The organism is Pseudomonas sp. AC169, from assembly GCF_979258515.1.
Genome location: NZ_OZ409866.1, coordinates 1,696,008 through 1,719,335, shown reverse-complemented (window position 1 = coordinate 1,719,335; position 23,328 = coordinate 1,696,008). Strand labels below are relative to the sequence as shown.

Annotated in this window: 21 protein-coding genes; 9 read left to right on the top strand and 12 right to left on the bottom strand. The window is 60.5% G+C overall.

The features are described 5' to 3' along the window. Nucleotides 1-102 precede the first annotated feature (102 nt). From ACZZ0G_RS07795 to ACZZ0G_RS07780, 4 genes are all read right to left on the bottom strand, one after another. Nucleotides 103-657: a tetratricopeptide repeat protein gene (locus tag ACZZ0G_RS07795; protein ID WP_003228518.1), complete on the bottom strand. Its 555-nt coding sequence runs from the start codon at nucleotides 655-657 to the stop codon at nucleotides 103-105. A 224-nt stretch (nucleotides 658-881) separates the two neighbouring features. Next, the gene (gene hemL / locus ACZZ0G_RS07790; protein ID WP_463555803.1) at nucleotides 882-2,165 is read right to left on the bottom strand and encodes a glutamate-1-semialdehyde 2,1-aminomutase; all 1,284 of its coding nucleotides are present in this window, start codon (nucleotides 2,163-2,165) and stop codon (nucleotides 882-884) included. A gap of 15 nt (nucleotides 2,166-2,180) precedes the next feature. Further along, entirely contained in the window at nucleotides 2,181-2,804 is a 624-nt protein-coding gene (gene thiE / locus ACZZ0G_RS07785; protein ID WP_463555802.1) for a thiamine phosphate synthase, read from the bottom strand. Nucleotides 2,805-2,822: 18 nt separating this feature from the next. After that, nucleotides 2,823-3,620: a hydroxymethylpyrimidine/phosphomethylpyrimidine kinase gene (locus ACZZ0G_RS07780; RefSeq protein WP_007909650.1), complete on the bottom strand. Its 798-nt coding sequence runs from the start codon at nucleotides 3,618-3,620 to the stop codon at nucleotides 2,823-2,825. A 303-nt stretch (nucleotides 3,621-3,923) separates the two neighbouring features. Here ACZZ0G_RS07780 and ACZZ0G_RS07775 point away from each other — a divergent pair, with 303 nt between their 5' ends. The 4 genes from ACZZ0G_RS07775 (at nucleotide 3,924) to ACZZ0G_RS07760 (ending at nucleotide 10,414) form a co-directional block, all read left to right on the top strand. Beyond that, nucleotides 3,924-6,278 (top strand): hybrid sensor histidine kinase/response regulator, encoded by a 2,355-nt coding sequence (locus ACZZ0G_RS07775; protein ID WP_463555801.1) that lies wholly within the window; start codon nucleotides 3,924-3,926, stop codon nucleotides 6,276-6,278. A 97-nt stretch (nucleotides 6,279-6,375) separates the two neighbouring features. Then, the gene (locus tag ACZZ0G_RS07770) at nucleotides 6,376-8,025 is read left to right on the top strand and encodes an acyl-CoA dehydrogenase family protein (protein WP_463555800.1); all 1,650 of its coding nucleotides are present in this window, start codon (nucleotides 6,376-6,378) and stop codon (nucleotides 8,023-8,025) included. A 183-nt stretch (nucleotides 8,026-8,208) separates the two neighbouring features. Next, a complete protein-coding gene (amn, locus tag ACZZ0G_RS07765) occupies nucleotides 8,209-9,708 on the top strand; it encodes an AMP nucleosidase (RefSeq protein WP_463555799.1) in 1,500 nt (499 codons plus the stop codon). Between the two features lie 70 nt (nucleotides 9,709-9,778). Further along, on the top strand, nucleotides 9,779-10,414 hold the full coding sequence (locus tag ACZZ0G_RS07760) for a pseudouridine synthase (protein WP_463555798.1): 636 nt from the start codon (nucleotides 9,779-9,781) through the stop codon (nucleotides 10,412-10,414). On the opposite strand, the gene ACZZ0G_RS07755 is transcribed toward ACZZ0G_RS07760, so the two are convergent. Then, nucleotides 10,409-10,618, bottom strand: a complete 210-nt coding sequence (locus ACZZ0G_RS07755; RefSeq protein WP_007909655.1) for a DUF2788 domain-containing protein — start codon at nucleotides 10,616-10,618, stop codon at nucleotides 10,409-10,411. The genes ACZZ0G_RS07760 and ACZZ0G_RS07755 overlap by 6 nt on opposite strands. 951 nt (nucleotides 10,619-11,569) lie before the next feature. Further along, nucleotides 11,570-12,049 (bottom strand): Lrp/AsnC family transcriptional regulator, encoded by a 480-nt coding sequence (locus ACZZ0G_RS07750; RefSeq protein ID WP_008081091.1) that lies wholly within the window; start codon nucleotides 12,047-12,049, stop codon nucleotides 11,570-11,572. A gap of 451 nt (nucleotides 12,050-12,500) precedes the next feature. On the opposite strand from ACZZ0G_RS07750, the gene ACZZ0G_RS07745 reads away from it, so the two are divergent. After that, nucleotides 12,501-13,547, top strand: a complete 1,047-nt coding sequence (locus ACZZ0G_RS07745; RefSeq protein WP_463555797.1) for a DUF6515 family protein — start codon at nucleotides 12,501-12,503, stop codon at nucleotides 13,545-13,547. Nucleotides 13,548-13,574: 27 nt separating this feature from the next. Here the strand turns inward: ACZZ0G_RS07745 and ACZZ0G_RS07740 are convergent, their stop codons facing one another. Together ACZZ0G_RS07740 and ACZZ0G_RS07735 are read right to left on the bottom strand one after the other, a co-directional pair. Beyond that, nucleotides 13,575-14,483: a cation diffusion facilitator family transporter gene (locus tag ACZZ0G_RS07740; protein ID WP_463555796.1), complete on the bottom strand. Its 909-nt coding sequence runs from the start codon at nucleotides 14,481-14,483 to the stop codon at nucleotides 13,575-13,577. A 12-nt stretch (nucleotides 14,484-14,495) separates the two neighbouring features. Then, entirely contained in the window at nucleotides 14,496-14,915 is a 420-nt protein-coding gene (locus tag ACZZ0G_RS07735; protein ID WP_016986146.1) for a hypothetical protein, read from the bottom strand. Nucleotides 14,916-15,025: 110 nt separating this feature from the next. Between ACZZ0G_RS07735 and hrpB the strand changes: the two genes are divergently transcribed. Next, nucleotides 15,026-17,545 carry an ATP-dependent helicase HrpB gene (gene hrpB, locus ACZZ0G_RS07730; protein ID WP_463555795.1) on the top strand — a complete coding sequence of 840 codons (2,520 nt, stop codon included), beginning with the start codon at nucleotides 15,026-15,028 and terminating at the stop codon, nucleotides 17,543-17,545. Between the two features lie 201 nt (nucleotides 17,546-17,746). Here hrpB and ACZZ0G_RS07725 read toward each other — a convergent pair whose 3' ends face one another. From ACZZ0G_RS07725 to ACZZ0G_RS07715, 3 genes are all read right to left on the bottom strand, one after another. Beyond that, entirely contained in the window at nucleotides 17,747-18,667 is a 921-nt protein-coding gene (locus tag ACZZ0G_RS07725) for a CgeB family protein (RefSeq protein ID WP_463555794.1), read from the bottom strand. A gap of 51 nt (nucleotides 18,668-18,718) precedes the next feature. After that, nucleotides 18,719-19,798, bottom strand: a complete 1,080-nt coding sequence (locus ACZZ0G_RS07720) for an endonuclease/exonuclease/phosphatase family protein (RefSeq protein ID WP_463555793.1) — start codon at nucleotides 19,796-19,798, stop codon at nucleotides 18,719-18,721. A 75-nt stretch (nucleotides 19,799-19,873) separates the two neighbouring features. Continuing rightward, complete coding sequence (locus tag ACZZ0G_RS07715) at nucleotides 19,874-20,548, bottom strand: YciC family protein (RefSeq protein ID WP_108227105.1); 675 nt, start codon at nucleotides 20,546-20,548, stop codon at nucleotides 19,874-19,876. Between the two features lie 178 nt (nucleotides 20,549-20,726). Between ACZZ0G_RS07715 and ACZZ0G_RS07710 the strand changes: the two genes are divergently transcribed. From ACZZ0G_RS07710 to ACZZ0G_RS07700, 3 genes are all read left to right on the top strand, one after another. Further along, complete coding sequence (locus ACZZ0G_RS07710) at nucleotides 20,727-21,485, top strand: DUF2076 domain-containing protein (RefSeq protein ID WP_463555792.1); 759 nt, start codon at nucleotides 20,727-20,729, stop codon at nucleotides 21,483-21,485. A gap of 138 nt (nucleotides 21,486-21,623) precedes the next feature. Continuing rightward, entirely contained in the window at nucleotides 21,624-22,103 is a 480-nt protein-coding gene (locus ACZZ0G_RS07705; protein ID WP_007949802.1) for a LabA-like NYN domain-containing protein, read from the top strand. Nucleotides 22,104-22,124: 21 nt separating this feature from the next. Continuing rightward, nucleotides 22,125-22,730: a 3'-5' exonuclease gene (locus tag ACZZ0G_RS07700; protein WP_053124223.1), complete on the top strand. Its 606-nt coding sequence runs from the start codon at nucleotides 22,125-22,127 to the stop codon at nucleotides 22,728-22,730. Nucleotides 22,731-22,856: 126 nt separating this feature from the next. Here ACZZ0G_RS07700 and ACZZ0G_RS07695 read toward each other — a convergent pair whose 3' ends face one another. After that, nucleotides 22,857-23,312: an Lrp/AsnC family transcriptional regulator gene (locus ACZZ0G_RS07695; protein ID WP_463555791.1), complete on the bottom strand. Its 456-nt coding sequence runs from the start codon at nucleotides 23,310-23,312 to the stop codon at nucleotides 22,857-22,859. Between the last annotated feature and the right edge of the window lie 16 nt (nucleotides 23,313-23,328).

The following is a 23,328-nucleotide window of genomic DNA, read 5'->3' as shown; positions in this document are numbered from 1 at the left end:
GTTCCCACGCTCTGCGTGGGAATGCCGCCTTCGACGCTCTGCGTCGGTGACGCGGAGCGTCACGGGATGAATTCCCACGCAGAGCGTGGGAACTATCGGCGGTCAGGGAAGGGGCGAAAACGGCGTACGCCCATCGGCGCTCTGCAGTTCCATCAGGTATTTACGGAAAATTTGCCCGAGCACCTGGGTGGCGGTTTCGAGATCTTCGCGGGACATTTTTTCCGAAACTTCGTCAGCCGTGTCCAGCGCATCTTCAGCGCCGTTGACCGCAGCCATCTTCAGCACGATGTACGCCTGAATATTGTTGGCCTGCACGCCTTCACCGTGGAAGAACATCGTGCCAAGTTTGAACTGCGCCTGAGCGTGGCCTTGCAATGAGGCTTTTTCGAAGTAGCTCAGGGCTTGATTGAGGTCGCGCGGCGCATTCTTGCCGTCGTAGTAGAACTCACCCAACTCGTATTGCGCTTGCGCATCCCCTTCGTCCGCCGCTTTCTGGCACGCGGCCAAGGCCTGCGTGACGTCTTGCGGCTGAGTATTGAGGGTGCAACGACCCATCGCCGGGATCAACAACGAGTTGCCGCCTGCTTGTGCATGCGCGAGCAGGGGCTGAAGGAGCAACAGGCAGCCCAAGGCAAGGGTGCGGCCGGTGCGGTTCATGGGAATCGACTTACCTCTGAAGGGCACGCGGACCCATCGAGGGATCCAATAAGCGCGCATTATGAAATAAGCAGGGCCAACCTTACAAAGTCTTTACTCGTTTTTCTGCTGCGCGGGGAATATATCGCCCACTTTATGGGTGATTTTTAGCAGAGCGTCGGAAAAACAGCGCGGATGTAGGTGATTGCTGACGCTGGCGATAGCCAACGTCAGCGGTACAGCAATTATTTCAGTGCGGCGAAGGCGCGCTCGGCAGCGTCCAGTGTCAGTTTCAACTCGGCTTCACCGTGGGCGATCGAGGTGAAACCGGCTTCGAAGGCGCTCGGAGCCAGGTACACGCCACCTTCCAGCATCAGGTGGAAGAAGCGGCCGAACAGTGCAGCGTCGCTGGCCATCACGTCTTCAAAGGTGACGATGTCATCGGCGCCGCTGAAGTACAGGCCGAACATACCGCCAGCCTGAGTGGTCACGAACGGAATGCCAGCGGCATCGGCGCGCTGTTGCAAGCCGTCGAGCAGGCGCGTGGTGTAGTCGGTCAGCTCAGCGTGGAAGCCCGGACGGCTGATCAGGCGCAGGGTGGTCAAACCAGCGGCCATGGCCAGAGGGTTACCCGACAGCGTGCCGGCCTGATAGACCGGACCCAGTGGCGCGATGCGCTGCATGATTTCGCGCTTGCCACCGAAGCAGCCCACCGGCATGCCGCCGCCGATGATCTTGCCGAAGGTGGTCAGGTCAGGATTGACCCCGTAGTAGGCCTGAGCACCGCCGAGGGCGACGCGGAAACCGGTCATCACTTCGTCGAAAATCAGCACCACGCCATGCTTGTCGCACAGCGAACGCAGGCCTTCGAGGAAGCCCGGCGCCGGTGGTACGCAGTTCATGTTGCCGGCGACCGGTTCAACGATGATGCATGCCACTTCCTCACCCACTTCAGCGAGCATCTTTTCCACAGCGTCGATGTCGTTGAACGGCAGGGTCAGGGTGTGTTTGGCGAACGCCGCCGGCACACCGGCCGAGCTCGGCACGCCCTGGGTCAACGCGCCGGAACCGGCCTTGACCAGCAGGCTGTCGGAGTGACCGTGGTAGCACCCTTCGAACTTGATGATGCTGTCGCGGCCGGTGTAACCACGGGCCAGACGGATTGCGCTCATGGTCGCTTCAGTGCCGGAGCTGACCATGCGCACCATGTCCATCGATGGCACCAGCGAGCAGACCAGATCGGCCATCTCGGTTTCCATCGCGGTCGGCGCGCCGTACGACAAGCCGTGTTGCAACTGATTGCGCACCGCGTCGAGCACGTCCGGATGGCTGTGGCCGAGGATCATCGGACCCCACGAACCGACGTAATCGACATAACGCTTGTCGTCTTCGTCGCTCACGTAAGCGCCTTCAGCGTGCTTGAAGAACAGCGGGGTGCCGCCAACGCTTTTGAATGCGCGAACTGGCGAGTTGACGCCACCGGGAATGTGTTTCTGAGCATTGGCAAACAAAGTTTCGGAACGAGACATGATCGGGCTCTCAAATCAGACTTTCAGTAATTCATTGAACGCGCGGGCGCGGCGGGTCACTTCGGCGGTGCTCTCGGCACCAAACAAGCCGTGGACTACCGCGAGCAGGTCGACCCCGTGGGCCACCAACGGTGCGGCGTTGTCGAGGGTGATGCCGCCAATCGCGCAGATTGGCAGGTGCAGCGTGCGCTTGGCTTCTTCCAGCAGATCGAGGCTGCAGGTCGGCGCGCCGGGTTTGGTGTTGGAGTTGAAGAAGCGGCCGAAGGCGACGTAACTCGCGCCTTCTTTGGCGGCTTGTTCGGCCAGCGCGATTTGCGCGTGACAGGTCGAGCCGATGATCGCTTTGGAGCCGAGCAGGGCGCGGGTCGGCGACAGCGGGCCGTCGGTCTGACCGAGGTGCACGCCGACGTTGAGGCGCGCCGCCAGTTCGGCGTCATCGTTGATGATCAGCTGCGTTTTGTAGCGCTCGCACAGATCGCGCAACGCTTCGGCCTCACGCAGACGGCGGGCCTCATCGTTGCTCTTGTCGCGGTATTGCAGCAGGGTGACGCCGCCTTCCAGCGCCGCCTCCACGTAAGACAGAAACTTGCCGGCCAGCAGCTCGCTGTCGGTAATGGCATACAGGCCACGTAGTTTCATCGGGCAGACCTCACGACGTTACGAGCAGAAATCCAGCGGCAGGCGACGTGGAACGAACTGGCCTTTGCCCAGCTGTTCGGCATCGCGCAGGGTGCGCCAGGTGTAATCCAGTGCGCTGCGCACGGCGCTGGCGAGGTGTTCGCCTTGCGCCAGGCGACCGGCCAAAGCGCTGGCCAGTGTGCAACCGGAACCGTGATAGCTGCCCGGCAGGCGCTGACAGATAAAGGTTTCACGCAGGCCGTCGCGGCTGTACACGCGGTTGTGGATTTCAGTTTCGTCGCCATGGCCGCCGGTGATCAGCAGGTTTTTGACGAACGGCAGGAGTTTTTCAGCGCATTCGTCCGCGGTGCCTTCAGGCAGTTCGGCGAGGATGCGGGCTTCGGGAAGGTTGGGGGTGGCAATGATCGACAGCGGCAGCAGACGCTCGCGCATCGCATAGCCGACCTCGTCCTTGCCCAGGCGTCCGCCGCCACCGGCGCGCAGCACCGGGTCGCAGACCACTGGCAGGTGCGGGTGCGCCGAAAGCAGTTCGACAACGGTGTCGACCATTTCCAGGGAACCGAGCATGCCCAGTTTGACTGCAGCGACTTCGGAGTCGTTGAGCACGGCATTGGCTTGAGCCAGTACCCACTCACGGTCGAGGACGCGGAAGTCAGTGACGTTGACGGTGTCTTGCACGGTCAGGGCGGTGACGGCCGGAGCCGCATGGCAACCCTGCGCGAGCAGGGCTTCGATATCTGCCTGCAAGCCGGCGCCACCACTTGGGTCGTGGCCGGAGAGACAGAGGACAACGGGGCGGGAGCTGTAGATATTCATGGTGCGCGAGCTTACCACCAAAGCTGATTCTGGGGTTCAGTCCCGTGGTGCTGGGTCGATAACCCGGTCAATGATTTTTCACGCAGCAACGCAACCTGACCAAACCAACAGCTCTAGCCCGCTGCTTTGCTCTGGAACGCCCGTTCTAGAGCCTTTGTAGGAAAAATTTCAATGGTGCTCAATGGCCATCAACGGCTATGCTAGTCTGGATCCAAACCAATAACAGGTAATACCGGTTTTACGTCTACTCAAAGGGAATGGGGGGCTTCCTGACACAACCGGACGAGCCACGCTGGGGCTTCAATGCGCTATTTGCTGATGTTGCTGTTCTGCTTGCCCCTCATGGCGAGCGCCGTCGAATTCGACGAATTTACCCAGAGCCTGCCTCTGGGCCGGTCGCTGCAAGTGTTCGAAGACCCGAGCGGTCAGGCGAGCATTGCCGATGTTCGTGCGCAGGCTGCCGCCGGCAATTTCAAACCTCATGATAAAGCCACGCTCAATGCCGGTTACTCGCGCTCAGCGTTCTGGCTGAAAATCGACCTGCATTACCGCCCGAGCAATCCCGCCGCCCAACGCACCTGGCTGCTGGAACTGGCGTATCCACCGCTCGATCATCTCGACCTGTATATGCCCGATGCCGCTGGCAACTACCGCCTCGTCCGCCAGACCGGCGACGCCTTGCCTTTCGCCAGCCGCGAGATCCGCCAGAACAACTATTTGTTCGATCTGTCATTCGAGCCGGGACAGCAGCGAACCCTATACTTGCGCCTGGCCAGCGAAGGCTCGATCCAGGCGCCGGTGACATTATGGTCAAGCACGGCGTACCTCGAAGACCAGCCGGTACGCTTGTATGTGCTGGGCATTATTTATGGCGTGCTGCTGGGGATGGTGGTTTACAACCTGTTCATCTACCTCAGCGTGCGCGACACCAGCTATCTCTATTACATCTTCTATATCGCCTCGTTCGGCCTTTATCAGTTGTCGGTAAATGGCGCCGCCGTCGAGTATTTCTGGCCGGACAATCCATGGTGGGCCAACGCCGCCACGCCATTCTTCATCGGTTGCGCGGGGCTGTTCGGCAGTCAGTTCGCCCGTAGCTTCCTGCAGACCAAAACCCATAGCCGCTGGCTAGACCGTTTGCTGATTGCGCTGATCGCGTTCGGCGCGCTGGTGGTTGGTTTGTCGCTGATGACCAGCTACGCGTTGTCGCTGCGTCTGGCGACGATATTGGCGCTGACCTTCACGGTGGTCATTTTTGCCGCCGGGATTCTGGCCTGGTGGCGCGGCTTGCGGGTGGCGCGCTATTTCATCATCGCGTGGTCGGCGTTTCTGCTCGGCGGCATCATCAACACGCTGATGGTGCTGGGCTTGCTGCCCAATGTGTTCCTGACCATGTACGCCAGCCAGATCGGTTCGGCCATTGAAGTGGCGCTGCTGTCGCTGGCGCTGGCCGACCGCATCAACGCGATGCGCGAGCAGCAGGCGCAGACGTTGTACGACGCCGGGCAGAAACTCGAAGTGCTCAACCAGCAACTGGCCCACAGCAACAAGCTCAAGGATGAGTTTTTGGCGACCCTCACCCACGAATTGCGCACGCCGATGAACGGTGTGATCGGTTCGCTGGAACTGATGCAGACCGTCGAGATGGATCCGGAGCTTGAGCAATACCAGCAGACTGCCGCTGGTTCCGCGCGGGACATGATGCGCATGGTCAATGGCATTCTCACCCTCACCGAATTGCAGGCCGGCAAGCTCAAGGCCGCGCCGGGCAGTTTCAGCCTGCGTGGTGTGGTCGAAGCGTTGCGCGTGCAATTCGACGGTAACGCGGCGAGCAAGTCGCTGGACTTCAAGGTTGAAGTACTGCCGACCCTGCCGGATCGCTTGCACGGTGACAGCGCGAAACTCGCGCAATGCCTGGAATGTCTGCTCGACAATGCGATCAAGTTCACCCGTGTCGGTGGTCTGGCATTGCGGGTTACCGGCAAACCGTCGACGGGCAATCGTCTGGCCCTGTCGTTCGCGGTGATCGACACCGGCATCGGTTTCACCGATCTGGGCGAGGCGACGATGTATCAGCGCTTCTTCCAGCTCGACGGTTCGATGACCCGCGAATATGGCGGCCTGGGCGTTGGCCTGGCGATCTGCCGACAGTTGGTCGAGTTGCTGGGCGGCAAGCTTACCCATCGTTCGGAACCTGGGAGCGGCAGTCGCTTCCAGCTGGACGTCGAGTTCGAACTTCCGGTGCTTGAGCCAGCACCAAACTCGCTCCCTTCGCGCGACTGCCTGCGTGCACCGCAGGACTGCACGGTGTTGCTGGTGGACGATAACAGCGTCAATCAACTGGTGATGCGCGGGATGTTGCTCAAGCTCGGTTTCCGCGTGCGCACTGCCGATAGTGGCGCGACGGCACTGGATTGTTTGCAGCGTGAGGCCTTCGATGCGGTGTTGATCGATTGCCAGCTGCCTGCTCACGATGGTGCCGCGTTGTGCTGCCAGATTCATGCGTTGCCGGGCTGCGCCAATCTGCCGGTGTTCATGCTCGCATTGACCGCTGACCGAGAGCTTTGCGCCCCGGGTGCGGCGGTTGATTACCTGAACAAACCAGTGAAATTCGAGGAATTACAGTCCGCACTGGAGCGTCGGGTTCTGTGTTGCTGATAGGGTAAAAACGCCGCAAATTCGGCGGATATGACACTTTGACCGGTTGCGGTGCGGTGCTTAACTGAGTTCCTTGGTTGCCCAAAGGAGCCCCGTCATGAACCTGCATCAGTTCGCCGAAACCCACGAAGTCACCAACCAGCCACCGTCGCTGGACGGCACCAATCTGTATCGCATCGACCTGCCATTGCAGGAGTGGTCGCGCAGGTTCGGCGCCGGTTGGGCCGAGTCGCGGATCGATGCTTACGGCGCGCTGGCCGGCGGGCCGCTGATGGAAGCCGGGTTCCTCGCCAATCAGAACAAACCCACGTTCGCCAGCCATGACCGCTACGGTCATCGCATCGATCTGGTGGAATTTCACCCGGCCTATCATGAGCTGATGCGCACGGCGATCGAGCATGGACTGACGTCATTGCCGTGGGCGCATCCACAGGACGGTGCCCATGTCGCCCGCGCCTCGATGACGTATCTGCACAGCCAGGCCGAGGCGGGCAGCGGTTGTCCGTTGACCATGACCTTCGCCAGCGTACCGGCCCTGCGTTTGCAGCCGAATCTGGCCGAGCAGTGGCTGCCAAAAGTCCTCTTTACTGAATACGACCCGCGTAACGTCGGAATGCCGCACAAGGCCGGTGTGACCATCGGCATGGCCATGACCGAGAAACAGGGCGGCACTGACGTGCGCGCCAACACCACCAAGGCTTATCCGGTCGGCGCCAGCGGCCCGGGGCAGGCCTATGAACTGGTCGGCCATAAGTGGTTCTGCTCGGCGCCGATGTGCGATGCCTTCCTGACCTTGGCGCAAACCGACAAGGGTTTGAGTTGCTTCCTGCTGCCGCGTCATCGGCCAGACGACACGCGCAATCAGTTCTACATCCAGCGTCTGAAAAACAAACTCGGCAACCAGTCCAACGCCTCCAGTGAAGTGGAGTTCCGTGGCGCGCTGGCGTGGATGATCGGTGAGGAAGGGCGCGGCGTGCCAACCATCATCGAAATGGTCGCCATGACCCGTTTCGATTGCATGGTCGGTTCCAGTTCGCTGATGCGTCAGGCGCTGACCCAGGCCAGCCACCACTGCGCACACCGCAAGGTCGGCGGCAAACTGCTCAGCGAGCAGCCATTGATGCAAAACGTACTGGCCGATCTGGCCCTGGAAAGCGAAGCCGCGCTGGCGCTCAGTTTGCGCATGGGCAAGGCGCTGGATCATCTGGATGATCGCCACGAAGCGCAATTTGCGCGGCTGGTGACGGCGGTGGGCAAGTATTGGATCTGCAAGCGTGCGCCGGGGATGATCAATGAAGCGGCCGAGTGCATGGGTGGCGCCGGGTATGTCGAGGACAGCATCCTGCCGCGTCTGTACCGCGAGGCACCGGTGAATTCGACGTGGGAAGGTTCGGGGAATGTGCAGTGCCTCGACGTGCTGCGCGCCTTGTCGAAAGAGCCGGGTGTGCTGGATGTGTTGTTCAGCGAATTGGGTGACGGGCATGGCGACAAGCGTCTGGCTGCGCATATTCAGCAGTTGCAGGCGCAGTTCAAGGACACCAGTGATATTCAGTACCGGGCACGGCAACTGACCGAAGACATCGCGCTCGGTTTGCAGGCCAAGCTTCTGTTGGAGGCGGGGAATTCAGCCGTCAGCGATGCTTTCATTGCCAGCCGCCTGAGCGGTGGTGGCCGCGTGTACGGCGCGTTGCCGCGCGGGCTGGACGTCGAAGCGCTCGTCGCTCGCTCAACCCCGCAAGGTTTCTAATCCAGCAAAAATCCCCCCTGTGGGAGCGAGCCTGCTCGCGAAAGCGGTGTATCAGTCGACATCTTTATTGAATGACCCACCGCATTCGCGAGCAGGCTCGCTCCCACAGGGGATCTTCATTGATTTAAAGATTTGGGTACACCCACAACGCCACTGTTCCCGTGACGCCACGATGCAGGCAAGATGAAGCTCTGCAAGTCAGAACACAGGAAGCTGATCGTGACCGAAGCGTTTATTGTCGTTCAAACCGCCGAACAAGCCGTGGATCGTCTGGCCGAGCTGCATGAGCGGGCCACCACTGCGCTGAACTCAGCACTCAAGCGTTACCTCAAGGATCGCGTCGAACCCGACGCTGCGCAGCGTGCTCTGTTTCGTTATCCCGAACTGCGTCTGACCTACCATTGCCAAGGTGAAGTCCCGCAAACCACCCGTGCCTACGCCAAGGTACAACTGCCGGGCACCTACAGCGTCACCGTCACCCACCCGGCGGCGTTCCGCAAATACCTGCTCGAACAACTGACGCCATTGATGCACGACTTCACCGTGACCGTGGAAGTCGGCGTCAGCCAGCAGAACATTCCGTATCCCTACGTGGTCGAGCAGGGCGATGAACTGGCCGGCTCCGGCGTCACTGCTGCCGTGCTGGCGCGGGTGTTCCCGAGTACCGACCTGTCCGCCGCCACCGATGGCATCGCTGACGGTCTCTACGATTGGGAAAACACCGATCCACTGCCGCTGGCGCTGTTCGACGCCGCGCGCGTGGACTTCTCGCTGCGTCGTCTGGTGCACTACACCGGCAGCGACTGGCGCCATGTGCAGCCGTGGATTCTGCTGACCAACTATCACCGCTACGTCGACCAGTTCATCGTTCATGGTCTGGAGCAGTTGCGCCGCGATCCGCGTTTTGTGCGCATGGTGTTGCCGGGCAATGTGATCATCGAGAAGGGCATGGATCACGGCGAAGCCTCGGCGATTGCCGCCGGTGTGGTCTGGCACCGTTATCAGATGCCGGCCTATCACCTGATCGCCAACGATGGCCACGGCGTGACCCTGGTCAACATCGGTGTTGGTCCGTCCAACGCCAAGAACATCACCGACCACTTGGCGGTGTTGCGTCCGCATTGCTGGCTGATGATCGGTCACTGCGGCGGCCTGCGTCAGTCGCAGACCATTGGCGACTACGTACTGGCCCACGCTTACATGCGTCGCGACGGTATTCTCGACCGCGTGGTGCCGCCGAACATTCCGATCCCGGCGCTGGCCGAAGTGCAACTGGCGCTGCAACAGGCGGCAGCCAATGTCACTGGCGAGAAGGGCGATGATCTGAAAAAACGCCTGCGCACTGGCACTGTGCTGACCTACGACGACCGTAACTGGGAGTTGCGTTGGGCGCAGGAGCGGCCGTTGATCAACCTGTCTCGCGCTGTGGCGGTGGACATGGAAAGCGGCACGATTGCCGCGCAGGGTTATCGCTTGCGGGTGCCGTACGGCACGTTGCTGTGTGTCTCGGACAAGCCGCTGCACAGCGAAATCAAGCTGCCGGGCTCGGCCAACGCCTTCTATGAACGCGCGGTCAGTCAGCACTTGAAAATCGGCATCGAAGCGGTGGATCTGCTGCGCACCGAACTCAACTCGCTGCACTCGCGCAAACTGCGCAGCTTCGACGAACCGCCGTTCCGCTGATTTGTTGATGGTCATTTAACGGTCAGGCTACTAGCATTGGCAGCCCTGACCGTTAGATGTTCTTTTCGCCATGTCCCGTCCTCCACGTCCACCTTCCCGCCGCCCTGGCGCGAAGCCTCAGTCTTCTTCCCCGCGCCGTGTTGCCAAGGCACCACCGGCCGAGCCGAAACTGATCCTGTTCAACAAACCGTTCGATGTGCTGACGCAATTCAGCGACGGCGAAGGGCGGGCGACGCTCAAGGACTTCATCGATGTGCCCGGCATCTATCCGGCCGGACGCCTTGATCGCGACAGTGAAGGTTTGTTGCTGCTGACCAACGACGGGCAGTTGCAGGCGCGCATCGCCGATCCGAAGCACAAATTGGCGAAGACCTATTGGGTGCAGGTCGAAGGCGTGCCGACGGCCGAGCAGTTGCAGCGTCTGCGTGATGGTGTCGAACTGAACGACGGCATGACTTTGCCTGCCGAAGCGCGGCAACTGGATGAACCCGAGTTGTGGCCGCGCAATCCACCGGTGCGTTTTCGCATGACCGTACCGACCTCGTGGCTGGAACTGGTGATTCGCGAAGGGCGCAATCGTCAGGTGCGGCGCATGACCGCGGCGGTTGGCCTGCCGACCTTGCGGCTGGTGCGGGTGAGGATTGGTGACTGGTCGATCGAAGGGCTCGATCAAGGCCAGTGGAAAGAAGTGCCGGCGCGCTTATAAAGCGCCGGATTCGATCAGGCCGATCACCACGCTCTTGATGATGAACGCAGCCACGCCCAGGCCCAGCACGAAAAACAGAATGAACGAGCCAAAGCGCCCGGCCTTGGACTTTTTCGCCAGATCCCAGACGATGAAACCCATGAAAATGATCAGGATGCTGACCAGGCCGGTCATCATCCACTCTTCTAATAGTGCTGGATCCATTGGGTTTCTCCGACGCGCGCGGGGCTAAAAGGGCGCGGCGAGTATACGCCAAGGTGTGCGGGGTGGCATTGATCTGGGTCTGATCCGGAACTGTTGCCCTCACCCTAGCCCTCTCCCGGGGGGAGAGGGGACTAACCGAGGTGTCTGGCGTGATACATCGACCTGAAAGATCGAGTCGATTATGGATTCACAGCAGAACACTCAGGTCGGCGTACTTCTTCAGCATCTCACGGTCGGCCCCTTTTCTCTCCGTGAGGAGAGGGGACTGACCGAGGTGTCTGGCGTCATACATTGACCTGAAAGATCGAGTCGATTATGGATTCACAGCAGCACGCTCAGGTCGGCGTACTTCTTCAGCATCTCACGGTCGGCCCCTTTTCTCTCCGTGAGGAGAGGGGACTAACCGAGGTGTCTGGCGTGATACATCGACCTGAAAGATCGAGTCGATTATGGATTCACAGCAGAACACTCAGGTCGGCGTACTTCTTCAGCATCTCACGGTCGGCCCCTTTTCTCTCCGTGAGGAGAGGGGACTGACCGAGGTGTCTGGCGTCATACATTGACCTGAAAGATCGAGTCGATTATGGATTCACAGCAGCACGCTCAGGTCGGCGTACTTCTTCAGCATCTCACGGTCGGCCCCTTTTCTCTCCGTGAGGAGAGGGGACTGACCGAGGTGTCTGGCGTCATACATCGACCTGAAAGATCGAGTCGATTATGGATTCACAGCAGAACGCTCAGGTCGGCGTACTTCTTCAGCATCTCACGGTCGGCCCCTTTTCTCTCCGTGAGGAGAGGGGACTGACCGAGGTGTCTGGCGTCATACATCGACCTGAAAGATCGAGTCGATTATGGATTCACAGCAGCACGCTCAGGTCGGCGTACTTCTTCAGCATCTCACGGTCGGCCCCCTCTCCCTCCGGGAGAGGGCTGGGGTGAGGGTGCCCTTGATCAGTTGCGCAAGTGGGTCAAGGGCAGTTCTGTGCTGTTGAGCACCTGATTCAGTACGAAGCTTGAACGAACGCTGGTCACCCCTTCAATCCGGGTCAGGTGTCCCAGCAACAGCTTCTGATAGTGATCCATATCCGGCACCACCACTTTCAACTGGTAATCGGCATCTACCCCCGTCACCAGACTGCACTCCAATACCTGCGGCAACGTACGAATCGCCGCTTCGAAATTCTCGAAACGCTCCGGTGTGTGCCGATCCATGCCGATCAGCACATACGCCGTCAGGCTCAGCCCGAGCATCTTGCGATCGAGCAACGCGACCTGGCGCGAGATATAACCATCGTCTTCCAACTGCTTGACCCGACGCGAACACGGGGAGGGCGACAGACCGATGCGCTCGGCCAGCTCCTGGTTGGAGATGCGGGCGTCGCGCTGCAATTCCGCCAAAATGCTCAGGTCGTAACGGTCGAGTTTGCTCATCAATCTGTCCTTGGTTGTAACTATTGCGGCGGATTATCTATCCAGGGTTAAAAATTGCGCAAGTGGTGTTTATTTCAGCAATCTTCGCAATCCTCTGTCGCGGCCTCAGGCCTATTCTTATCACCAGAATCACTGCTCGGTAACACAGTCCACGCGGCCCGCCCTATCCGGCCTGCCGCGGCCGCCACCCCCACCGGGGTTGTGCCGGCCCCCGAGCTGCACACTGTCCAGAAGACGGCGTGAGGTGAGCCGACGTCAAAAGCGTCGAGCCAGGACGAAGTTCTCTAGAAGGGAGGCCGACGGGTCTCCCTTTTTTCTTGCCTGCGATTTCATGCCGGGCGCTCAATAAATAAGTTGCGCGACTGATAACCTGTTGCAGAACCCGGTGTGTGTATTCCCGGTCTTAGTGACAAGTCCTCTTACATTTACAGGCCCCGCAGTGAGAAAAAGCATGAAGTCGCGCATTTGGCGTCTGGCCGGTGTTGGTTTGCTGTGTGTGAGTGTCAGTGCGCAAGCGCTTGCCGATGAACCACAGAATCGAGGCCCGGATGGCGGAGGCCACGGCCAGGATCATCAGGGCAACAATCAGGGCCGTGGCGGCAATAATCAGCCGCGCCCGCAGAATCAGCAGCAACAGAATCAGCCGCGGCCATCGAACAACGACATCATCCGTGGCGACAACAGCCGCCAGTTCGAGCACAACGGCAACAACAATGGCCAATGGCAAAACCACGATCAGAGCCGCCCGGCCTACAACCCTAACCCGGTGCGTCAACCGCCACCGCCGCCGCAACTGCCGGCGAACAGCCTGCCGATCCAGCCACGGCCCGACGCTGTGCGCCAGACCCAAGAGCCGCGTCAGGGCTACTACCGCGACGAGCGCCCGCAGAACGGTTACCACAACCAGCAATGGCAGACCGGTAACCGGCCCAATGACAACCGCTGGCCGGGCCGCCCCGACGGGCATGGCAACGGTTGGGGGCCTGGCCCGCAATACCGGCCGGGGCACGTGATCGACCGCTTCCCGGACCGCGATTACCGCGTGCCGTATCGTGGTCAGGATTACTTCTATTCCGGCGGTTACTGGTATCGCCCGCAAGGCCCACGCTACATCGTTGTGCAGCCGCCGCGCGGGATTCGCACCCAGTATCTGCCGGATTACGCCCGTGAAGTGTGGATCGGTGGTTCGCTGCTGTTCCTCGCCGCCGGTTCCTATTACGCCTATCAGGAAGCGACCCAGGATTACGTGGTGGTCGAGCCGCCCGTGCAGCAACAGCCGCAGCCGCAATCACAAGGTTATGACGTCGAAGCGTATCCGGCCAACGGCCAGTCGCCGGAGCAGGTGCAGCAGGACGGTTATCAGTGCTATCAGTACGCCGTGCAGCAAAGCGGTTTTGACCCGCGCACCGCGACCTATCAACCCGCGCCCGAAGTGGTTCAGGCTTATCGACAGGCTCAGGGCAATTGCCTGAGCAGTCGCGGTTATCAGGTTCAGTAGGAGCAGCTGCGAGCTGCAAGTTTCGAGCTACAAGCTTGAAGCTTGCGGCTCGCGACTTGTAGCTGCTTTTATCGGATCGGCGTGCACCAGCACTTCGGCTCGCGGGTAGGCTTGGTGGATGGCATCGGCGGCTTGATCGCTGATGCCGTGGGCCACTGACAGCGTCAACTCCCCCGGCAATTCCAGGTGCAACTGCACGAACCAGTGGTTGCCGGAGATCCGCGTGCGCAAGTCATGTGCGCCCAACACACCCGGCACACTGCAGGCCAGTTCGAGCATGTGCTGGCTGACATCTGTCGGCAGCTCTTCATCCATCAACACCGAAAAGCTTTCCCGGGCAATCTGGATCGCGCTCCACAGAATGTACCCGGCAATCCCCAGACCGAACCACGCATCCAGTTGCTCGAAACCAAACCCGGCGAGGATCAGCGCAAGCAGAATGCTGCCGTTGAGCAGCATGTCCGAGCGATAGTGCAGTGAATCCGCGCGCACGGCGTTGGAACCGGTCTGCTTGATCACCCGATGCTGCAACACCAGCAACGCCGCCGTCAGCAACAACGAAAACACAATCACACCGATGCTCAGCCACGGCGCCCCAAGCGGCTGCGGATCGTGCAGCCGTTCGTACGCCTGAAACGCGATCAGCACCGCACTGCCACCAATGAACAACGCCTGCGCCATGCCCGCCAGCGATTCCGCCTTGCCGTGGCCATAACGGTGATCGTCATCCGCCGGGCGCAGCGCGTAATGCACCGCCAGCAGATTGAGCATCGAAGTGACGCCATCCAGCGCCGAGTCGGTGAGGCCGGCGAGCATGCTCACCGAACCGCTCAGCCACCAGGCGATGGCTTTGGCGATGATCAGCGTGCACGCCACCGCCACCGAGGCGCGGGTCGCCAGCCGTAGCAGGCGAGCGTGTTCGGGGCTGGATGTCATTGAACTTCCTTTTTAGGCAGCGGGTTGCAGGCCGAACATCGCCAGTTGCTGGGTGCTGCCCTTGTGTTGAATCAGGCGCGGATCATCCAGAGGGAAATCTCGGCCCAACTCGCTTTCGAGAATAGCCTGCAACTTGTGATTATCGACTTGACCGTCCGGGCCGATGGCTTGCTTGAGTTTGGCCGGATCGATCTGCGCGGTGTGGCCCGGTTCGAAATAGATCGCGCCGGTGGCGAAGTCGACGGCAAACGCGATCAGTCCAGGGATGATGTAGAACAGCAGTCCCACGGCATCGAGCACGGCAATCGCCGGGTCGATCTTGCCGTCGATCTGGCCGCGACGATCCGGGTAGAAAATCGAACCGCACGCGGTGATTTGCGTGAGCAGGGTGGCGACCAGTACACCGCCGATCAGGCGAAAAGGTAAGCGCATGGGAAAATCTCCTGAGTCATCTGATAACGAAGCGTCGTTGTGTGAAGTTAAGACCCTGACGAACGCCAAGCAGTTCGCCGTTATACTCGCGCCTCTGTTTGGGAGCCAGCATGAATTCTTTGCCAATCGATGAAGTTTTACCCGCCCTGCGTGAAGCACTCGCGACGCGCCACGAAGCCGTGCTCGAAGCACCGCCCGGCGCCGGTAAAACCACCCGCGTGCCCTTGGCTTTGCTAAATGAAGCGTGGCTGGCCGGGCAGACCATTCTGATGCTTGAACCGCGCCGTCTCGCCGCGCGTGCAGCCGCAGAACGCCTGGCCAGCGAGCTGGGCGAGAAGGTCGGGGAAACCGTCGGTTATCGCATTCGTCTCGACAGCAAGGTCGGCCCCAACACGCGCATCGAAGTGGTCACCGAAGGCATTCTCACCCGCCGTTTGCAGGATGATCCGGCGCTGGAAGGCGTGGGTTTGCTGATCTTCGACGAATTCCACGAACGCAGCCTCGACGCCGATCTGGCGCTGGCGTTAAGTCTGAACGGTCGCGAGCTGTTTCGAGCTGAACAGCCGCTGAAGATTTTGCTGATGTCGGCCACGCTGGAAGGCGAGCGTCTGGCCGGGTTGCTCGACGACGCGCCGATCCTGCGCAGCGAAGGGCGGATGTATCCGGTGACGATGCGCTGGGGCCGGCCGTTTCAACCCGGCGAGTACATTGATCAACGCGTCACCCAGACCGTGCTCGAAGCGCTGCACGATGAAAGCGGCAGCCTGTTGGTGTTCCTGCCGGGGCAAGCGGAAATCCGTCGTGTGCATCAACAATTGGCCGACGCGATCGGCGAGCGCAGCGATGTGCTGCTGTGCCCGTTGCACGGTGAACTCGACCTCAATGCACAACGCGCGGCGATTGATCCGGCGCCGGCCGGCCAGCGCAAAGTGGTGCTGGCGACCAACATCGCCGAAACCAGTCTGACCATCAACGGCGTGCGCGTGGTGATCGATGCCGGGCTGGCGCGGGTGCCGCGTTTCGATCCGGGCAGCGGCATGACCCGTCTCGATACACAGCGAATTTCCAAGGCCAGCGCTACTCAGCGCGCGGGCCGGGCAGGGCGACTGGAACCGGGTGTTTGTTATCGCTTGTGGTCGCAGGATCAGCACGAACAGCTCGCCGCTTATGGCAGCGCGGAAATTCTTTCGGCGGATCTCGCCAGCCTCGCGCTGCAACTGGGGCGCTGGGGCGTGACGCCGGGCGAACTGGTCTGGCTCGATGTTCCGCCAGCCGCCGCTTATGCCCAGGCGCAGGATTTGTTGCAGCGACTCGGTGCGCTGGAAGGTGAAGCGCTGACGACTCATGGTCAGGCCATGGCTGAGTTGCCGGCGCATCCGCGCATCGGTCATTTATTGCTGCGTGGTCAAGCGCTGGGTCTGGCGAACATGGCGTGCGACGTCGCTGCGTTGCTCGGCGAGCGCGACATCTTGCGTGGCGCCGGGGCGGATTTGCACAGTCGGCTGGTGCTGCTTTCCGGCGAAGAGCGCGCCGCCCGTGGTGCGCAGGGCGGCGTACAACGGGCCAAGCAACTGGCGCGGCAATATCGCGGTTACCTGCGCGGCAAGGCCAGCGAGCCGGTCAGCGATCCTGTTCATCCGCGCTGGCTCGGTGCATTGCTGGCGCTGGCCTATCCGGATCGTGTCGCGCAACAGCGGCGTGCCGGTGGTGCCGAATATCGTCTGGCCAACGGTCGCGCGGCGCTGTTCGCCGAAGCCGACAGCTTGATGAAAGAGCCGTGGATCGTCATCGCCGACCTCGGCAGCCGTCAGGGCCAGCGCGAAGAACGGATTTATCTGGCAGCGGATTTCGATCCGACGTTGTTCGATTCCGTGCTCGCCGAACAGGTGCGCAACGTCGATCAACTGGACTGGGACGAGCGCGAAGGCGTGCTGCGCGCCGAGCGTCAGCGCAAGGTCGGCGAGCTGATTCTCAGCCGTGAGCCCTTGACCGGTCTCGACGAAAACGCGCGCAGTCAGGCGCTGGTCAATCTGGTGCGGCGCAAAGGTCTGGAGTTGCTGCCGTGGACGCCGGAGTTGCGCCAGTGGCAGGCGCGCGTGGCGCTGTTGCGTCAGTTGGAATTGAACAATCAGGACGACAGTCAGTGGCCGGATGTCAGTGATGCAACGTTGCTCGATACCCTCGAAGACTGGCTGATGCCTTACCTGGGCAAGGTCTCGAGGCTCAGTCATTTTGCCAACCTGGACCTGTCGAGCATCGTGCGTAACCTGCTGCCATGGCCATTGCCGCAAAAGCTCGATGAACTGGCGCCGCATCATCTGAGCGTACCGTCGGGTTCATCGATTCGTCTGGACTACAGCGAGTTTCCACCGATTCTTGCGGTGCGTTTGCAGGAGCTGTTTGGGTTGGCCGATACGCCACGAATTGCTGGCGGGCGGCAAGTGGTCAAGTTGCATCTGCTGTCGCCGGCACGACGGCCGGTGCAGGTGACGCAGGATCTGGCCAACTTCTGGCGCAGCACCTATGCCGAGGTGAAGAAGGATCTGAAGGGGCGTTATCCGAAGCATTACTGGCCGGACGATCCATTGGTGGCGGAGGCTACTGCGCGGGCTAAACCGCGCGGGACCTGAAAATCCAGAGATCGCAGCCTGCGGCAGCTTCTACAGGTTTGGAGTCGGCCACAGAATGACGGTACGACACTGATCTACTGTGGGAGCGAGCTTGCTCGCGAAAGCGGAGTGCCAGGCAGCAGATGCATTGACTGACACCACGCCTTCGCGAGCAAGCTCGCTCCCACAGGTTTTCGTGGTGGGGCAGCCGGCGATGTGATTTCACCGCTGGGCAAAGACCGTATTGACCCATCCCTGCAGGGTGTATTGCTGGTAGATGTGTTCAGGCACATCGACATACGGATCCGTAATGAACTGTTCCGCAATCACCGGGTTGGCCTCATCGATCACCAGAATGTTCGCCGGGTTGTAGAAGTCATAGTCGACCACGCTCTGGTTGGTGGTGATGACTTTTTTCCGTGAGGCCATGGCTTCGAAGAAACGGAAACTCAAGCCGGCCTGGCCGGGTTTGGCAATGTCCAGAATAATCCGCGAGCGCTTGACCAGCTCACCGACGGATTCCAGCGACATTCTCTGCTCGAAAAAAGTGATGCCCGGATGCGCGCCCGGGATGGGTTTGCTCTGCACCAGAAACTTGTAATCGGTCACCCCGAGGCGATCGAACGCCTGCGCGAGGCCGGTAAGTGCCGGCACCCGATCCTTGCCCGCCATCACCACAAACGCCGAGTATTCACCGGGCTCACCGTCCGCGTTGTAGTCCTCGTAAATGAAGTTGTGGAGCTTTTTCAGCCCATGGCTCTTGGCATTCTCCGGATCGAAGGAAAACACCTCGTCATACCCGGCGAGGGCTTCGCGGGTCATCGGCCATCGACTGAAACTGTCGTAGAGGTAGGCGATCTTGCGCTCGCTGGCATTGAGGCCGGCGGCCAGTTGCTTGGGCTCGATTTGCGCCGGGTTGATGATCAGGGCAGCGTCAAAGTGCCCTGACGCACTGAGCGTCTTCTTGAACTGACGCAACTGTGCCCAGCGTTTCAGCGGACGGCGCAGAATTTTCGGCGCCCGATCAAAACTGTTCTGCATCGATGACGTATCGATAAAACACACGTCGTTGTCGATCATCAGGTAGTCCGCCAGTTTGCGCGCGTAACCACCAATGTCCTTGCACACCAATAAGATTTTCATGGGATTCCATATCGTGAATTCGGGCGACGGCTCGATGTTCCTCGGCCCTGCCTAAGGCGCCGCCGGCAGCAGGAAGCGCGCAATCACCGGCAAGTGATCGGAGATGCGCAACGTATCGTCCTGGCGCACCCTCGCTTCCAGCCGTTTGATTTTCGGGCTGTAGAACAGATAGTCGACCGTGCGATCCGGGCCATTCAGGCCGGGGTCGTTGGGATAGTGGGTCAGCCATTGTGCGCGGTCGATACCGCTGGCTTCGTTGTTGGTCGGGATCATCGGGTACTTGTCCCACAGCAGATGCAGTTCGCTGTCGGCGAAGTAGGGCGCGCGTTGTTCGGCAGGCAAGCGACGGTACTGGCCGAGCGGCAACAGATTGAAATCGCCGCCAATCAGCCATGGCAGGCCTTGACTCTCGTATTTGTCGAGCACCTTGGCCACAGCGCTCACTTGCGCCTGCAAGGTGTCGTCCGGTTGGCTGGCACGCTCCAGGTGCGTGTTGAATACGGTCAGTTGCCCGCCATCGCTCAGGGGCAGTTTGGTCGCGAGCAGGGCATCTTTCGGCTGGAACTGACGGCTGATGAAGTTGGCGGCAGCGACCGGTAATTGCAGACGCTCGGCGTGTTCGATGCGATAGCGGCTCAACGTCGCCAGTTGCCGGCCGACGCTGCCGAAGATGTGCCGATCAGGGACGAAATCGGCCTTCCAATCGAACGCGCTGGCACTGCACGGGTACAGATCGGCGACCCGTTCCTGCAACAACTTGAGCTGGTTCTGATAGTCGCTGGCCTTGGCACCGTCATCGAGTTCCTGCAACAGCACCACATCGGGTTGCTCGTCGCGGATTACCCGCGCCACTTCGTCGAGGCTGAACGCCATGTCTTCCTGTGTCGGTGCTTCATCGTTGCCTTGGGCCAGATCATTCCAGAACACGTAGCGCTTGCCCGCCAGATATTGCACGTTCCAGGTCATGACTTTCAGCGCCTGGCCCGGCACCAGTGTCGGTGCCGTCCCCGTACAACTGACCGGCAAGGTTTCGCGGGCGTCGGGGCGCCAGGTCAGGCTGAACAGCAGCCCGCCGATCAGGGCGATGGCGAGCACGACAAACAACAGGGTGTAGCGCAGTAGACGGGTCATGGCTCGGCTTATAGCGTTACAGAAAGTGGCCCCGAGCATACCTGACGGCCGTCTCGAAGCCCAAACGCAGTGCTGTCAGATTGCTCTGTCACGTTTGTCAGGCAATTCGCTGATCAGCATGAACAGGCGAAACAACACCACACTGGTGAACAGTTGCAGGAAGCTGTGAGCGCTGTCGATCAGTATCGCGATAACCGGGTTTTGCGGCTCGGGATAGACCGCCAGCGTCGCGCCTTTGAGCAACCACAGCGGCGTCATCACACAGAGAATGCACAGCAGGATCCGCCAGAAATGTCCGCGGGTCAGGCGCAGGCTTTCCTTCATGGCTTGCAAAGGTCCCATACCACGCAGCACCAGCAAGTATTCGCCGAACGCGAGCATGACCATCAACATCAGGCCCGGCAGGAAGTACAGCGACAGCCCCAACAGAATCAGCAGGGTGTTCAGCGCCGTAAGCAAGGCGAAACGCGGCCACAGGGTCGCGGCCATCGCCAGCAGATCACGGTTGCGCGGTGCTTCGCCACGGCTGCGCGCATCAAGGAACAGGATCAGGGCGGCGGTGTACAGCGGATACACCAGCAGACCGACGACGATACTGATCGCCGAGATGTTTTCCGGCCCGCTGGCGTGATCGACCACTTGTTGCAGGAACGCTTCGAAAATCACCAGCGGCAGGCACAACTGCACGATGCTGCCCAAATGGCGTTTGAAAAAATACAAAGAGTCGCGCAGTACTTCGAGGGCATTCATCAGTCGGTATCGCAGGTCGAAAACAGTGGCTCACTTTAACCGATGATGGCTGGCGCGACACAAACGTAAACATTCGGTAAAGGTCATTGAAACGTTTTGTCACCGTCTCCATTACAGGAGAGCACCTCGGCCAATGTGGACGAGGGCACTGTTATCCCCGGCAATCTACGAGGTCGCCATGAACAGCGAAGAGCAAACCCTGATCGATGGACTGTTTTCCCGGCTGCAACAGGCCGAAACGGAGGCAGCCCCGCGCGACGCCCAGGCTGAAACGCGGATCAAGGAACACCTGACGCGCCAACCGGCGGCAGGTTATTTCATGACCCAGGCGATTCTGGTGCAAGAGGCGGCGCTCAAGAGCCTAGACGAGCAGAACAAGCAACTCACCCGGCAAGTCCAGCAGTTGCAGGCTGAGCTGCAATCGGCCAAGGCGCAGAGTGCCGCGCCGGCATCCAGCGGCGGCGGTGGTTTCCTGTCGAGCATTTTTGGTGGCAGCCCGCGTCCGGCGCCGACCCAAAGTGCCGCCCCGGCGTCGACCGGTGGCTGGCGTGAACCGGCCCCGCAGCAGAGCTTCGGCGCTCCAGCACCACAACAGAATTTCGGTGCAGCACCGCCTAATTACGCTCAGCAAGCGGCTCCGGCAGCGGGCAGCAGCTTTCTCGGCGGCGCCTTGAAAACCGCAGCCGGTGTGGCCGGTGGCGTGATGCTTGCGCAGGGCATCAGCAGCCTGTTCCATCACAATCAGCAGCCGGAAGAAATCGTTGAAGTGATCAAAGAAGAGCCGGCGCAAGTCGCCGACCAGAGCAACAACGGCTGGGGCGATGATCAGCGTGTGGCCGATAACGGCTTCTCTGGCAATGACCAGGGCGGCTTCACGGACACCGATTACAGCGACGACAATTCCTCGTTCTTTGATGACGACGATTCCTTCGTCTGACTCACCATTCGTCCGGAGCCCCTTGGGGCTTCGGGCCGATTATTCGCGGAACCTTCCTTCGGACTGGCATACTGAGCGCCTTTTTCGGGCCTGGCGCCTGATCCCGCTTCGTGCGCTTGCGCGCCCACAGGAACTCCGGTGAAAAAAATCGCAGTGTTCGCCGACGTGCAGAACCTCTACTACACCGTGCGTCAGGCTTATGGTTGTCACTTCAACTACGCCGCACTGTGGGCCGACATCAGCAAGGACGGGCAGATCGTCGAGGCCTACGCCTATGCGATCGACCGTGGCGACAGCAAGCAGCAGCAGTTCCAGCAGATCCTGCGCAACCTCGGTTTCACCGTGAAGCTCAAACCCTACATCCAGCGCAGCGACGGCTCGGCCAAGGGTGACTGGGACGTCGGCATCACCCTCGATATCATGGACGCCGCCGACCACGTCGACGAAATCGTCCTGGCCTCCGGTGACGGTGATTTCGACATGCTGCTCGAACGCATCATCAGCAAACACGGCGTGCAGGCAGTCGCCTATGGCGTGCCGGGCCTGACCGCCAACTCGCTGATCCGCGCCGCCAGCCGTTACGTGCCGATCGAAGGCGCACTGCTTCTAAAGAATTGATTTGACGGAGTACCACCCGGTTTGGAACGCATTGCAGTCATCGACTTTGAAACCACCGGCCTCTCGCCGAACAGCAGCTGCCGCGCCACGGAAATCGCCGTGGTCATGCTGGAAAACGGCCGCATCGTCGAGCGTTACCAGAGCCTGATGAACGCCGGCGTCCGCGTCCCCGCGTTCATCGAACAACTGACCGGCATCAGCAACGCCATGCTGCGCACCGCGCCGCCGGCCGAGCAGGTGATGAACGAGGTCAACGAGTTTGTCGGCTGCACACCGCTGGTGGCGCACAACGCTTCGTTTGACCAGAAGTTCTGGGACTTCGAGCTGGGGCGGATCAAACGCACGCGGTTGCAGAATTTTGCCTGTTCGCTGCTGCTTGCCCGGCGCTTGATGCCGGCCGCACCGAATCACAAACTGGGCACGCTGACCACGTTTGCGCGACTGCCGCACACAGGGCAGGCTCACCGGGCGATGGCGGATGCCGAGATGGCGGCCAACCTGATGGCGCATTTGGCTGAAGAGCTGCGCGGCAAGCATGGTGTGCGTGAACTGTCCCACGACCTGCTGTGCAAACTGCAGAAAGTACCTGCCGCGAAAGTCAGCGAACATCTGCAGCGCTATCGCTGATCCCAATCCAACACAGAACCCCTGTGGGAGCGAGCCTGCTCGCGAATACGGTTTTCATTCAACATTGATGTTGTCTGATACACCGCTTTCGCGAGCAGGCTCGCTCCCACAGGGGAATCATCGTCTTCAGAATTTGCCGTTGCATTCGATATGACCGAGCGGCACGCGCTTTTCGATGGCGCTCGACAGTACGATGGATGTCTTGCTGAAGCCAAACTTCGCCACGCGATTGATCAACTCCTCAAGCTCCGTCATCGATCCCACCGCGGCTTTCATCATCACGCACGGATCGCCCGTCACTCGAAAGCACTCGGTCAGTTGCGGGATTTTCACCAGTTCGTCGTAGACCTTCTGACTGCCGTTCTGGTGCAGGCGCAATTCGATCATGCACTGGATCGGCAGGCCGATTTTCGACAGGTCGATTTTCGCCTCATAGCCGGTGATCACCCCCGATGCCTCAAGCTTGGCCACGCGCTCGGCGACGGCGGGGGCGGAGAGGTTCACTTTGCGCGCCAGATCGGCGTAGGACGCGCGACCGTTTTCGAGAAGAGCGCTGAGCAGCATGCGGTCGTATTTGTCCAAGACCGGACTCCTGAAA